This window comes from Synechococcus sp. C9 (assembly GCF_022984075.1).
In the GTDB taxonomy this organism is placed as follows: domain Bacteria; phylum Cyanobacteriota; class Cyanobacteriia; order Gloeomargaritales; family Gloeomargaritaceae; genus Gloeomargarita.
The window spans coordinates 2716346-2729855 of sequence record NZ_JALAAD010000001.1; the positions used below are offsets into that span (position 1 = coordinate 2716346).

Below are 13510 nucleotides of genomic sequence, written 5' to 3' on the forward strand. Positions count from 1 at the left end.
GGTGAAAGCCCAATGGTGGCGGGCGGGTCTGGTGGTGGCTTTGGTCACCCTGGGGGTGGGGTGGTTGGATGGCTTGGCGGTATGGACCGCTGGGGAATTGTGGGTCTATGACCGATTCCTCCCGTGGCAACCGGCGGCAACCCTGGAACGACCCCTCCTGCTGGTGACGATCACCCCGGCGGATTTACAGGGGCGGGAGCGGATCACGGACCGGGAGTTGCAGGCTCTGCTGGAAACATTGCTGGCGGCACGGGTGGCAGTGGTCGGCGTGGATGTGATCCGGGATGTGCCGGTGGGGGGGGATAGGGCGGCGCAAAAAAAATTGGTGCAGTTGGTGAACCGCCAGGCGAATGCCCCGGAGGGTGCGGTGATTTTGACCTGTTTTTTACCGGATGCAACCCACAAGGGGGTCTTGCCACCGCCGGGATTAGGGGATCAGGCGCAGGTGGTGGGGTTTGCGGATGTTCTGCCGGATGCGGACCGGGTGGTGCGGCGCAATTTACTCGCCCAATCCACGGGGGATGCCTCCCCCAGCCCCAGTTGCCAGTCCCGCTATTCCCTGGGTTTTTTAACCGCACTGACCTACCTCGCCCAGCAGGGGTACGAACTGACCACCACCCCCCAGCAAGCATTACGCATTCATCGTGCCCTGATTGCTCCCCTACCGAGGGATGCGGGGCCCTACCGGGATTTGGATACGGCGGGGTATCAGGTCTTTCTGCGCTATCGCCCCCTCTCGACCCTGGCGGAGACCGTGACCCTGACCCAGGTGATGCAGGGCCGGACGGGGATGCCGCTACGGAACCGGGTGGTGCTGGTGGGGTATGCCCAGTCGGCGGCCAAGCCGGTGGTCACCCCTTTGGGCCCCATGCCTTCGGTGGAATTTCACACCCAAGGGGCGGGGCAAATCCTGCGGGTGGCGCTGGGCGGGGAACGGTGGCTCTGGTGGTGGCCCCGGTGGGGGCAAGGGCTGTGGTTGTGGGTTTGGAGTGGGGTGGGGGCAGTAGTGGGTTGGCGGGCCCGGCGCCGCTGGCCCCCGGAACTGGCATGGGCACCAGTAGTTTTACTCCTGAGCGCCTGGGGAGCGAGTGGGCTGGGGGGGTGGGTACCCTTGGTGGCTCCCGGTGTGGCGTACCTGGTCACGGGAATGGTGATTTGGTGGTGGTTGCCCCGTCCCCTAGCTGTCCTGCGGTCGCGGCTGACCCGACCCCTGCCCCGAGCCAAGACCCTCGACCCGAAAGGCCGGTATGGGGTGCAAACTTGCCTGGGTCAAGATGAGTGGGGCTGGCTGTACGAAGCCACGGATCAACACGTGGGGAAGACGGTAGTTGTCCGGGTGCTCAAACTTACCCCCTCACCCCAACGGCGGGAAGAACTGCGGCGCACCTTTGTTGCCCAACTGGAACGCTACGTATCCTTAGATAATTTGCATCTGATCCAAATTTTGGATTTTGGGCTGACCAAGGAGGGATTTCCCTTTTATGTGCGGGAGTATTTACCGGGGGTGAGTCTGCGGCAACGCCTCCGCCAACAGGCACAATTTTCCCCCACCCAGGCGGTTTATCTGATCCGGCAAATCTGTAAAGGGTTAGAACCGGCCCACCGGCACGGTTGGGTGCATCAGGACTTGAAACCAGACACGATTTTTCTCATCCCTACGGGTGCCAGACCGCCCTTTGCCGAACTGGTGAAACTGCTGGATTTTGGCTTGAGCCAATGGATTTATGAAAGTACGGCGGACACGGTCAGGGCGGCCAACAGCAGTAGTCTCCCCTACACTGCCCCGGAATTATTCATGGAGACGACCGCCACCCCTAGTGCCGACATTTATAGTTTGGGCGTTTTACTTTATTGGATGGTCAGCGGCCACTATCCCTTCCCATTGAATGAGGGGGCATCCTTTTCCCAATGGTCGGAGGCGCACTGCCACCAAGCCCCTCTGCCCCTATCTCCCCCCCATCCCGTCGAACTCCAGCCGATCCTCCGCCGTTGTCTGGACAAGGACCCAAGCCGCCGTTACCCCCATGCCCAAGCCCTGGATCAAGCCCTGGAAGATTGGCAAAATCAATGGGTGTAAGACAATTTTATGTGCGCCGTGCAACCGTTACTATGGGACATGGCAGGGAGCAATGAAAATTAACTGATGATTGGGTGTATGCAAAACTTCAACCGAAGGGTGTATTTGTGACTTTAATTTGGGGATTGCTGATCATTGTCGGTGTGGTTTTGATTGTGTGGGGAGCGGAAGCCTTTGCCGAACATTTGGGGGCGGCGGCGGTGCGCTTACGGATGAGTGCCTTTGCCCTGGCATTGCTGTTGGCGGGCGCGGAACCGGAAGAACTGGCGACGGCGGTAACCGCATCCCTGCGGGAGGCACCAGCGATTGCCTTTGGGGATGTAGTGGGTGCCAATATCGCTATCTGTCTGGTGGCGTTGGGGGTGGGGGCATGGATTGCGCCTTTGCCATTTGGGAAACGGGTGAGGCGCTATGCCCTGTTGGGTTTGCCAATTGCGTCCCTTGCAACGGGATTGATTTGGGATGGCGTGATTCGTCGCCTGGAAGGGCTGGGCTTGGTTGGGCTGTACGTTCTCTATGTGGGGATCATCTGGTGGGTAGAACGCCAACCCCCGGCGTTGGGGGAAACTGGGGAGTTCGCAGAAGCGACCGAGGCATTTGCCGCCGAGCCAGCCAGGGGCATATCGCAGTGGGTAGCTAAAGAATTAGGCTGGGTTTTGGCGGGATTGGGTGCCATGATGGCAGGCTCGATTGTATTGGTGGAAGCGGTGCGTCAGCTCAGTCACGTGGAAACCACCCAAACCAAATTAGCCCTCTCCCTGGTTGGTTTTGCTACGGCGTTTGAATTGGTGATTTTGGCTTGGTCAACCGCCCGTAGAGGCGCAACGGAAGCGGCTGTTGCCGGAGTGGTCGGTTCGTTTACGTACAATGTCACCATGACCTTAGGGTCAGCGGCGGTGGTGCGACCGTTGCAAATCCTAGATGCCAGCCTACTGCATCTGCCCCTGATCGCCATGCTGGGGGCTTTCACGTTGGTTCTTGTTTTAGCATCCTTCACCGGTTCTCTACACAAAAGTGCCAGCCTGATTTTACTGTCGGCTTATCCGCTCTTTCTCATCGTTTTGTGGGTGATGGAGTAGTCACCCCCCCTGGAATCAACTTAGGGGCTTAAGCTGTTGGAGAGTTAATAACCAGATACTTTGTCCGCCCAGATTGCCCAAATTTAATCGTCACAGCAGACTTGGGACAACTAAAGTGTTTTGCGACCAAGGCAAGCAGTTCAGCATTAGCTTTCCCATCTACAGGTGGGGATTTGAGCCGTGCCAGCCAGTTACCGTCAGGCATTTGCTCCAAGGAGGAGATACGGGAATTTGGCTTCACGTGCACTTGCAGTATGATTTCCATAGGGAACACCTAAATCAATAGCAAGCAACAACTATAGCAGTCCTATTTCATTAGCGTTAGCTTGCGTGCCGTAGGCATACAAAAATTCTCCAGAACCAAGGACGGGGGCGGTGCCCCTGCGACCGTTATTTTAATAGGGATAGCGTGGCGTTGCCCTACTTAGTTAGGGTTACTATTTTATTCCACGGGGGGAAAGATACCTATTTCGACAATCCGGTCGTTTTTCACCACAAACATAATCCCATCTGGGTACACATATTTTCTCACCTGATCCCGTTCTCGGTATCCCGTGCCCCCTAGATACAAGCCCCGGGTAGCATCGTCAGGGAGTAAATCGGAGCCGTACACCTCAAGAGCCGTTTCTGGATCAAGTAAGGTGACCCCTTGATCTGTCCGCATCGGATAGGGCAATTCTCCTATGTCTGCTTGGTTGTATGTAACAACCGCTCCAATATAAACCAAAGGGAGTTTGCCACAGGCGGGGGAGCGGGTCACCCAAGCTCGCAAATTCTGATCTGCCCTACCATCCGCTTCGAGGGGATCACTGGTGCATTCGGAGTCAGAAGCTTGGAAAAACGCTAGTTCTTCGGATTGGTAGAGTTGGATGTGGTCGGTCGTTTCAGAACGGAAGCTAACTGGAATATATCGGCCTTGTCTCGAATTGATGGGAAAGTTCTCTTCGGGAAATTGTTTCAGGAAGTCTGCTAAGGTTGTCTGATTGAGGCGTAAATCTCCCCAACCCACCCCCGCAACTAAAGGTTGAGTCAGTTGGGCAGTCACATTGGGTGTCCCCAGTTGAACCACCTGACGAGTGACCTGGGAACAGCCTATTAGGATCACCACAAAAATTCCCAAGACCAGGTAACGATAGGGTCTCAAGATTGCTAATTTCATGACTCAATCAATGGCTGAAAGTAGGAAATGTTACTTCACAGCCTACACACAATATTCTCGGACAGCAACCCCAGACAATCCTCACCGGAATAGGCAACAAAACCCAATTTTAGACTTACGCTCAGTCACCCTCCTCGTCATGTAATCACCGTCGGTTGCTCCATGCCCGTTGTTTCCCGTAAACCCGCCACCTGATCCGCAATCTGAATCAACTCCGCCAGCGCCACCTGAGCATCCAACCCCTGTTGGTCCACATCCGGTTCATACCGCTCCATGTACACCCGCACCGTCGCCCCGTGGGTTCCCGTCCCCGATAGGCGGTAAATCAGCCGTGAACCGTCCGTAAACCCAATCCGTATCCCCTGGTGTTCGCTAATACTGCCATCAATCGGGTCTTCGTAGCGAAAATCATCCGCATATTGCACTGTGTAATTCCCCAGTTTCTGTTGCGGCAAACTGGATAACTGATCCCGCAAGGTTTGCATCATGCGCTCGGCTCGTTCACTATCCACCCCCTCATAGTCATGGCGGGAATAATAATTACGCCCATAGTTTTGCCAGTGCTGGGTTACCAATTCAGCGACGGATTTTTGGGTGACTGCGAGGATATTTAACCAAAACAAAACCGCCCACAATCCATCTTTTTCCCGCACATGATTGGACCCCGTGCCAAAACTTTCTTCCCCGCAGAGGGTGACCTGATTGGCATCCAGTAAATTCCCAAAAAACTTCCAGCCCGTCGGGGTTTCATAGCAACGGATACCCAATTTTGCCGCCACCCGATCCGCCGCTTGACTGGTGGGCATGGAACGGGCGACCCCCACCAAACCCTCTCGATACCCCGGCACCATTTGGGCATAAGCCGTTAACACCGCCAAACTATCACTGGGACTGACAAAAAAGTTGCGCCCCAAAATCATATTCCGGTCCCCATCCCCATCGGAAGCCGCCCCAAAATCCGGGCCCGTATCTTGAAAACAAATCCCCACCAGTTCGTGGGCATAAACCAAATTCGGGTCGGGATGGCCGCCGCCAAAATCCTCCAAAGGCACCCCATGAATTACGGTTCCCGCCGGTGCCCCCAACATCTCCTCCAAAATGCGTTGGGCATAGGGGCCCGTGACGGCGTGCATGGCATCAAAACAGAGGCGAAATTGACCGTTAGTTAATAACTCCCGCAGTCGGTCAAAATCAAATAATCCCTGCATCAACTGGGCATAATCGGCAACTGAATCAATCACCTCCACCTGCATGGTTCCCAACTGTGTGACCCCCAATTTATTCAGGTCAATATCCCCCGCTTCTAAAATTTGGTAAGACTGAATCCGTTGGGTATATTCATAAATGGCAGTGGTGACTTTTTCCGGGGCTGGTCCCCCATTACTGGTGTTAAATTTCACCCCAAAATCCGCCTCCGGCCCCCCCGGATTGTGACTGGCGGACAGAATAATTCCCCCAATCGCTTGGTATTTGCGAATCAAACAGGAAGCCGCTGGCGTAGATAAAATCCCCCCCTGACCCACGAGAACCTTACCAAACCCATTGGCGGCACACATTTTCAGGATAATTTGAATTGCCGTGCGGTTATAAAAACGCCCATCTCCCCCTAAGACCAAAGTGGCTCCCTGGCGTTCCGGCAAGGTATGAAAAATAGACTGGATAAAATTCTCCAAATAGTTCCGTTGTTGAAAGGTTTTGGTGGGCTTGCGTAACCCGGAAGTCCCCGGTTTTTGCCCCGCAAAGGGTTGGGTCACAATCGTATGAATGTTCATGGTGCCAGTACCTCAAATGAGTTTCGGTGAATTTAGGATTTGGGCGTGTAACGAATCTCGTGGGGGCAAGGGCGACCCGCCGCAAAATCGCTGATATTACTAATGGTTGTTGTAGCAATATCCGTGAGGGCTTCCTGGGTAAAAAACGCCTGATGCCCCGTGACCAAAACATTGGGAAACGTCAGCAAACGTTGAAATATATCATCCTGGATAATTTTGAAGGATAAATCTTGGAAAAATAAGTCCTCTTCCTCCTCATAGACATCCAACCCCAAAGCCCCAATTTTTTGGGATTTTAACCCCTCAATCATCGCCTCCGTATCAATTAAAGCCCCCCGACTCACATTGATTAAAATCACCCCCGGTTTCATTTTTTCCAGGGCAGAAGCATTGATCAAGTGATGGGTTTCCGGGAGCAATGGGCAGTGGAGCGAAATAATATCCGCCTGGGCATAAAGTTCATCCAAGGTAACGTATTCCGCCCGGTTAAACTTCGGAAAATTGGGATTCGGATAGGCATCATACCCCAACAACCGACAGCCAAATCCCTGTAAAATTTCCGCCAAGACCATGCCAATTTTGCCCGTGCCAATGATCCCTACCGTGCGGGCGTGCAGGTCAAAACCCAACAACCCATCCAGGGAAAAATTCCCCTCCCGTACCCGGTTAAAAGCCCGATGATATTTGCGACTCAAACATAAAATCAAACCCACGGCGTGTTCCGCCACCGAGTAGGGAGAATAGGCCGTCACCCGCACCACCGTTAACCCCAATTCCCCAGCGGCTTGTAAATCTACGTTGTTAAATCCCGTACACCGCAGGGCGATTAATTTTACCCCGCATTGGTGGAGAATTTCTAACGTAGCTCGATCCAAAACATCATTCACAAACACGCACACCGCCGGGGCATTTCCCACCAAAGGTGCCGTACTGGCATCTAATTTAGAGTCGTAATATACCAACTCATGCCCCACCGCCTCGTTGGCCGCATTGAGGAACGTTTTGTCGTAGGATTTACTACTAAATACCGCCACTTTCATACCTGATTTTCTCCCGAAAAGAATCACACAAAGAGGGGAGTTAGCCCTGAGCCTCCTCCCCCAATGTTACGGAACCCTAGTAAGGCCAGCGCCAATTTACAACCTCGGGAATATCCACCCCGTATTTGTAGGCATAGTTGCGGCAATCAATCTGCATATTCAGGAATTTCTCCTTCGCATGGGCACCCGCCACCTTGAGTTTGGGCACCCGATTGATCACATCCATCGCCAGGGTAAACCGGTCAATATTATTGGCAATCGCCAACTCCATCGGCGTGTTGATATTCCCCTCTTCTTTGTAGCCCCGCACGTGCATATTGTTGTGGTTATGCCGCCGATAGGCTAAGCGGTGAATCAACCAGGGATAGCCGTGGAAATTGAAAATGATCGGCTTATCCAGGGTGAATAAACTGTCAAAATCATGGTCGCTCATGCCGTGGGGATGCTCCGTATCCGGTTGTAGCCGGAACAAGTCCACCACATTGATAAACCGGATTTTCAAATCGGGAAACTCCCGGCGCAGCAGATCGGTCGCAGCCAAGGCTTCCTGGGTGGGAATATCCCCGCACCCCACCATCACCACATCCGGTTCACTGCCCTGGTCATTGCTGGCCCAATCCCAAATGCCCAGCCCCTTGGTACAGTGCCGAATGGCATCGTCCATATTCATATATTGCAGGTGCATTTGCTTATCGGACACGATCACATTCACGTAATCCTTGCTCCGCAGGCAGTGATCCGCACAGGAAAGCAGGGAATTCACATCCGGGGGCAAATAAATCCGGGTGACCCGGGAACTCTTATTCACCACCACGTCTAGGAAGCCGGGGTCCTGGTGGGTAAACCCATTGTGATCCTGCCGCCAAACCGTAGAAGTGATCAACAAATTCAACGAAGAAATGGACTGCCGCCAAGCAATGTCATGGCAAATATCCAACCATTTGGCGTGTTGGTTGAACATGGAATCAATCACATGGACAAACGCCTCGTAGGTGGAGAAAAACCCATGCCGCCCGGTCAACAAATACCCTTCCAACCACCCCTCTAAGGTATGTTCGCTCAGGTATTCCATCACCCGCCCGTCGGTGGACAACTCGCCCCCATCCGCATCCTCCGGGAAATATTCGGCAATCCAGAACTTTTTACTCACCTCATAAATCGCATCCAGCTTATTCGAGGTATTTTCATCAGGGCCAAACACCCGGAAATTGGTCATATTGCGAGCCATCACATCCCGCAGAAACACCCCCAGGGGCTTGGTGTTCATCGCCTCGATGGTGCCCGGTTTGTCAAAGTGGATGGCATATTTCGGGTCACGGAAATCCGGCATCCGCAAATCCCGCCGCAACAGCCCGCCGTTGGCATAGGGGGTCGAACCCAGGCGTTTGGTGCCCGTGGGAGCCGCCGCCATCACCTCCGGTTTGGGTGCCCCGTGGTCATCAAACAGTTCCTCCGGTTTGTAGCTCCGCATCCATGCTTCTAAGATGCGTAAATGCTCCGGGTTATTTTTCATCCCCCCCATCGGCACCTGGTGCGCCCGCCAAAACCCCTCGATTTTTTTGCCATCCACATAGGCAGGACAGGTCCAGCCCTTGGGGGTACGCAGGACAATCATCGGCCAGCGGGGGCGGGTCACATTGCCGGTCGAACGGGCTTCGGTTTGAATCCGGTGAATCTCCGTAATACAGTGATCCATCGTGGCCGCCATCGCCTGGTGCATACTTTCCGGGTCGGAGCCTTCCACAAAGTAGGGCGTATAACCATAGCCCCGGAACAGGGCTTCCAGTTCCTCATGGCTGACCCGCGCCAAGACCGTCGGGTTGTTAATTTTGTACCCATTCAGGTGCAGGATGGGCAGTACCGCCCCGTCCCGGATCGGATTGATAAATTTATTGCTGTGCCAGGAGGTTGCCAGAGGCCCCGTTTCCGCCTCCCCATCCCCAGCCAGCGCCACCACAATCAGGTTCGGGTTGTCAAAAGCCGCCCCGTAGGCATGGGAAATGGAATAGCCCAACTCCCCCCCCTCATGGATGGAACCGGGGGTTTCCGGCGTACAGTGACTGCCAATACCGCCCGGGAAGGAAAACTGTTTGAAAAACCGCTTCATCCCCGCCTCATCCAAACTGCAATTAGGGTAGAACTCGCTGTAGCTCCCCTCCAGGTAACAGGGGGCAAGAAATCCCGGTGCCCCATGCCCCGGCCCGACCATGTAGAGCATATCCTGGTCAAATTTTTTGATGATCCGGTTCAGGTGCGTATAGACAAACGCAATCCCCGGACTCGCCCCCCAGTGACCCAACAGGCGATTTTTAATATGGTCACTATGCAGGGGTTGCCGCAGGAGGGGATTGTCCTGTAAATAAATCATCCCCACCGCCAAATAGTTCGATGCCCGCCAATAGGCATCCATCTGGTGCAGTTCCTCGGGGGACAAAGGCGTACCCGTGATCGTGGCGCGGGCAGGCCCAAAGGCACTGAGATTCCCCACTTCTGGCTTCGTCGGTGTCGCTACCATACCGAATTCCTCAAAAATGTTTCCCGGTAACAGTTTTCCTGGCGAGCTTGTCCCAATGACCAGCTACCCTTGCTAACACTCTAGCCCCGCTTGCCGGGAATCGGGATGTAATTTATACGGGTTTAAGGTTTCTGGCACCCAGGGTATTACGCCTATCCCCTAAACCGCCATTTTTACCGCTTTGCCAATATAAATCACGTCCGTATCGTCATTAATTTGTACTTTTAACGCCCTGCGGGTTGCATCACTTTGTAGCCCAGATAACAAAAGGGAAACCAAAGTTTTTAGATTGCCGCCATCCGTGAGGTCGAAGCCCCGGCAGGTGATGTCCCCGAAACCATTCTGGGTTAAAAAAGCAGTGAGTTCAGCGGGGGTAATGAATTTTTCCCAATCGTGAATCCCCTGGGGAATTTGCTGTAAAATGTCTTCCATCAGCCAAATCATCAGGATTTTGGATTTCCAGGTGCGGTTAATCGTATCAAATAAAAACAGCCCCCCCGGTTGCAATACTCGCCCGCATTCCCGCACCACCTGCCCCACCTCTTGCACGTGTTCCAGCACATCCACGCAGACCACCGCCTGAAACTGCTGGTCCCCAAAGGGGAGGGCTTCGCCGGTGCCTTCCCGGTACTCAATGGTCAGCCCCTGGGTTTGGGCGTGTTCCCGGGCGGTGGCGAGGGAGCGGGGGGAGGGGTCCACGCCAGAGACAATGGCTCCCCGTTGGGCAAGAAATTCGCAGGTCAAGCCGCCCCCACAGCCCACATCTAAGACCTTCAGCCCCCGCCAGTCGGGCACGTACTGGTCAAAAAATTGGAACCGACCGGGGTTAAGGTGTTGCAACAGGTTAAGGGTACCCCCCGGTTGCCACCATTGGTCGGCGTGCCGGTCGTAGTAGTCCAGGTCGTTGCGGATCACCATTGGGAATGATTGGCGGGATAATAATGCAGGTCGTTTTTATTATCAAAAAACTTGGGTCTAAAACCCCGTTCTTTCTTTAGGACGGCTTTATGTTCTGTATGCTAACATAAAAGAATGCTAGTCCTAGAATTCAAGCTAAAAGGAAAAAAAAGCCAGTTCGCATTAGTGGACGAGGCGCTCCGAACCGTGCAGTTCGTGCGGAATAAAGCCTTGCGGTTTTGGATGGACGGACACGGCAAATCGCAATACGACCTAAACAAGTACTGTGCAGTCTTGGCAAAAGAGTTTGAGTGGGCAAAAAAGCTCAATTCTCAAGCACGACAAGCGGCGGCAGAACGGGCATGGTCAGCCATTGCGAGGTTCTTTAACAACTGCAGGAAAGCTATTTCTGGCAAAAAAGGATACCCCAAGTTCCAGAAAGACAATCGCTCGGTGGAGTACAAAACTTCCGGGTGGAAACTTTCAAAAGACAGGACTGTCCTTACCTTCACCGATGGATTTGGCATAGGTAGTTTCAAGCTCTTGGGTAGCCGGGACTTGAACTTCTATCCGATTGACCAAATCAAGCGGGTGAGAGTTATAAGACGGGCGGATGGGTATTACTGCCAGTTTGGCATTCTAGTTGAGCGTAAAGTGGCGACTGAACCGACAGGAAAGGCTTTGGGGATTGACCTGGGGCTTAAGTATTTCTTGGCTGGTTCAGATGGTCAAACGCTCCAAAATCCTCAATATTTGCGGAAGTCTGAGCAACACATCAAACGGTGGCAACGGCAAGTGTCCCGCAAGCAGAAGGGTTCAAAGAACCGTATCAAGGCGAGAAAAAGACTAGCCAAAAAACATTTGCAAGTAGCAAGGCAACGCAGAGATTTTGCAGTAAAGACTGCCAGAGCGTTAATCTTGTCTAACGACCTGATCGCCTATGAAAACTTGCAGGTGCAGAACATGGTCAAAAATCATGTGTTAGCTAAATCAATCTCTGATGCAAGCTGGGGGATATTTGTGCAATGGCTTGGCTATTTCGGTCAGGTATTTGGCAAGGTTGTTGTGCCAGTACCACCGCAATATACTAGCCAAGATTGTGCAAACTGTGGGCAGAGAGTGCCTAAGACCCTGAGTACCCGTACCCATACTTGTCCTAAGTGCAATTACTGCGAGTGTCGCGATGTTAATGCCGCCCGAGTAATCTTGCAAAAGGGATTGAAATTAGCCTCTGAAAAGTACCCACGGGCAGTGGGAAACTTAACGCTTGGGGAGAGCTTGACCGCTACTTTGAGCAATGAGAATTGCTTGAAGCAAGTCATCTCGCTGAACCAAGAATCCCCGCACCTTTAGGTCGGGGAGTGTCAAGTCAGTATGTGGGTCTGGGTGATGGGTGTGGCGTTGCTGGGGTGGCTGGGGCTGTGGTTGGGACGGGGTGGGTTTTGGCGGGCGGACCAGGTGTTGCCCCCTCCGTCGGAACCGTTGACCGATTGCCCAGGGGTGGCGGTGCTGATCCCCGCACGCAATGAAGCCAACGCTTTACCCCAAACCTTGCCTTCTTTATTACAACAGCAGTATGGGGGGGCTTGGGAAATCTGGTTGATTGATGACCAAAGCGAGGATGGGACGGGGGCAGTGGCGGCGCAAATTGCCCAGGCGTTGGGGGGTACGGAACGATTACATATTCTCACGGGCAGGGCGTTACCGGCGGGCTGGTCGGGAAAACTCTGGGCATTGGAACAGGGCTGGCAAGCAGTACAAGCGCAGGCGCAAACACCGGATAAATTTAAGTATCTTTTACTAACGGATGCGGATATTTGCCATGCCCCGGACAGTCTGGCGCAGTTGGTCACCCAGGCGGAACGTCAAGGGTTGGGGCTGGTGTCCTGGATGGTGCGGTTGCGCTGTGAATCCGTTTGGGACTGCCTGCTGATTCCGGCGTTTGTGTTTTTTTTCCAGAAACTTTATCCCTTTCCCTGGGTGAATGACCCAACAAAACGGACGGCGGCGGCGGCGGGGGGCTGTATTTTGTTAGCCCAAACAGTGCTGGAACAACTGGGGGGCTTTGGCAGTTTGCAGGGGGCGTTGATTGACGATTGCACCCTGGCGCAACGGGTGAAGGGGTTGGGGGTGCCCATTTGGCTGGGGTTGACCAGTAGTACCTTCAGCGTGCGTCCCTACGGCACTTTGGCGAGTACCTGGGGCATGGTCAGCCGCACGGCGTTCACCCAATTGCACTATTCCCCCTGGCTGTTGCTGGGGACGGTGCTGGGGATGGGGTTGATGTACCTATTCCCCCCACTGGGATTGGGCTGGGGGCTGGTCCGGGGCATTCCCTGGCTGGTGGCGGTGACTGGCTTGACCTGGGGCTTGATGGGAGCTTTGTATCGTCCCACCTTACGTTGGTACAATTTACCGACAGTGTGGGGATTAACCCTACCCCTAGCCGCTGGACTTTATACGCTCATGACCCTGGATTCCGCCTGGCAACATTGGCGAGGACGGGGGTCAGCCTGGAAAGGGCGGGTCTATCCCAAGGGGAGTTGAGGCTCTTTGGGACGGGGGGGCAGACCATTCGCCGGGGCGGGGGCGGTTTCCGGCGGGTTTTCGATGGTCAACGCCTGGGGGCGGGCTTGACAAATTTCCCAGGTGATCCCCTCCGCCTGTTCCCCCATTAGGTCTTCGAGGTAGCCCGGTTGCGCCATCATCGCCTCCTGTCGGGTCGCAAAGGGTCCAAAGTAGTATTCACAGGCAGGGCGGGTCGTGCGAATCTTCACCCACCAAGCCAACCCCACCCGCTCCAACACCGAGGTAAACAATTCGCGAAACGAATCTTGGAATCTCATAGGAAAATACCACCAGTAACGCCACTGCTCGAGCCGCCCAACCCTTTGTCAAAATGGTTTTACCTAGATTCTACCGAAAGTGATACTAAATTTTTGTAATTATCCTTAAAGTTTTGTAACGATTT

General features: G+C 54.0%; 11 protein-coding genes. 4 read left to right on the top strand and 7 right to left on the bottom strand.

The window, feature by feature from the left end:
- Position 1 precedes the first annotated feature (1 nt).
- Positions 2-2077 carry a CHASE2 domain-containing serine/threonine-protein kinase gene (locus MLD66_RS13250; RefSeq protein ID WP_247218620.1) on the top strand — a complete coding sequence of 692 codons (2076 nt, stop codon included), beginning with the start codon at positions 2-4 and terminating at the stop codon, positions 2075-2077.
- A gap of 107 nt (positions 2078-2184) precedes the next feature.
- Positions 2185-3156: a hypothetical protein gene (locus MLD66_RS13255; protein WP_247218622.1), complete on the top strand. Its 972-nt coding sequence runs from the start codon at positions 2185-2187 to the stop codon at positions 3154-3156.
- A gap of 28 nt (positions 3157-3184) precedes the next feature.
- On the opposite strand, the gene MLD66_RS13260 is transcribed toward MLD66_RS13255, so the two are convergent.
- From MLD66_RS13260 to ubiG, 6 genes are all read right to left on the bottom strand, one after another.
- Complete coding sequence (locus MLD66_RS13260) at positions 3185-3421, bottom strand: DUF167 domain-containing protein (protein WP_247218624.1); 237 nt, start codon at positions 3419-3421, stop codon at positions 3185-3187.
- 177 nt (positions 3422-3598) lie between these two features.
- Positions 3599-4315 (bottom strand): hypothetical protein, encoded by a 717-nt coding sequence (locus tag MLD66_RS13265; protein WP_247218626.1) that lies wholly within the window; start codon positions 4313-4315, stop codon positions 3599-3601.
- A 137-nt stretch (positions 4316-4452) separates the two neighbouring features.
- On the bottom strand, positions 4453-6087 hold the full coding sequence (locus MLD66_RS13270) for an alpha-D-glucose phosphate-specific phosphoglucomutase (protein WP_247218628.1): 1635 nt from the start codon (positions 6085-6087) through the stop codon (positions 4453-4455).
- Between the two features lie 32 nt (positions 6088-6119).
- Positions 6120-7127 (bottom strand): 2-hydroxyacid dehydrogenase, encoded by a 1008-nt coding sequence (locus MLD66_RS13275; RefSeq protein ID WP_247218630.1) that lies wholly within the window; start codon positions 7125-7127, stop codon positions 6120-6122.
- 76 nt (positions 7128-7203) lie between these two features.
- Entirely contained in the window at positions 7204-9642 is a 2439-nt protein-coding gene (locus MLD66_RS13280; protein ID WP_247218631.1) for a phosphoketolase family protein, read from the bottom strand.
- Between the two features lie 159 nt (positions 9643-9801).
- Positions 9802-10560, bottom strand: a complete 759-nt coding sequence (ubiG, locus tag MLD66_RS13285; RefSeq protein WP_247218633.1) for a bifunctional 2-polyprenyl-6-hydroxyphenol methylase/3-demethylubiquinol 3-O-methyltransferase UbiG — start codon at positions 10558-10560, stop codon at positions 9802-9804.
- A 114-nt stretch (positions 10561-10674) separates the two neighbouring features.
- Here ubiG and MLD66_RS13290 point away from each other — a divergent pair, with 114 nt between their 5' ends.
- Complete coding sequence (locus MLD66_RS13290) at positions 10675-11892, top strand: transposase (RefSeq protein ID WP_247218635.1); 1218 nt, start codon at positions 10675-10677, stop codon at positions 11890-11892.
- Between the two features lie 21 nt (positions 11893-11913).
- Positions 11914-13086, top strand: a complete 1173-nt coding sequence (locus MLD66_RS13295; RefSeq protein WP_247218638.1) for a glycosyltransferase — start codon at positions 11914-11916, stop codon at positions 13084-13086.
- Here MLD66_RS13295 and MLD66_RS13300 read toward each other — a convergent pair.
- The gene (locus MLD66_RS13300; protein ID WP_247218639.1) at positions 13068-13385 is read right to left on the bottom strand and encodes a DUF1816 domain-containing protein; all 318 of its coding nucleotides are present in this window, start codon (positions 13383-13385) and stop codon (positions 13068-13070) included. The two genes, MLD66_RS13295 and MLD66_RS13300, sit on opposite strands and share 19 nt — an antisense overlap.
- Between the last annotated feature and the right edge of the window lie 125 nt (positions 13386-13510).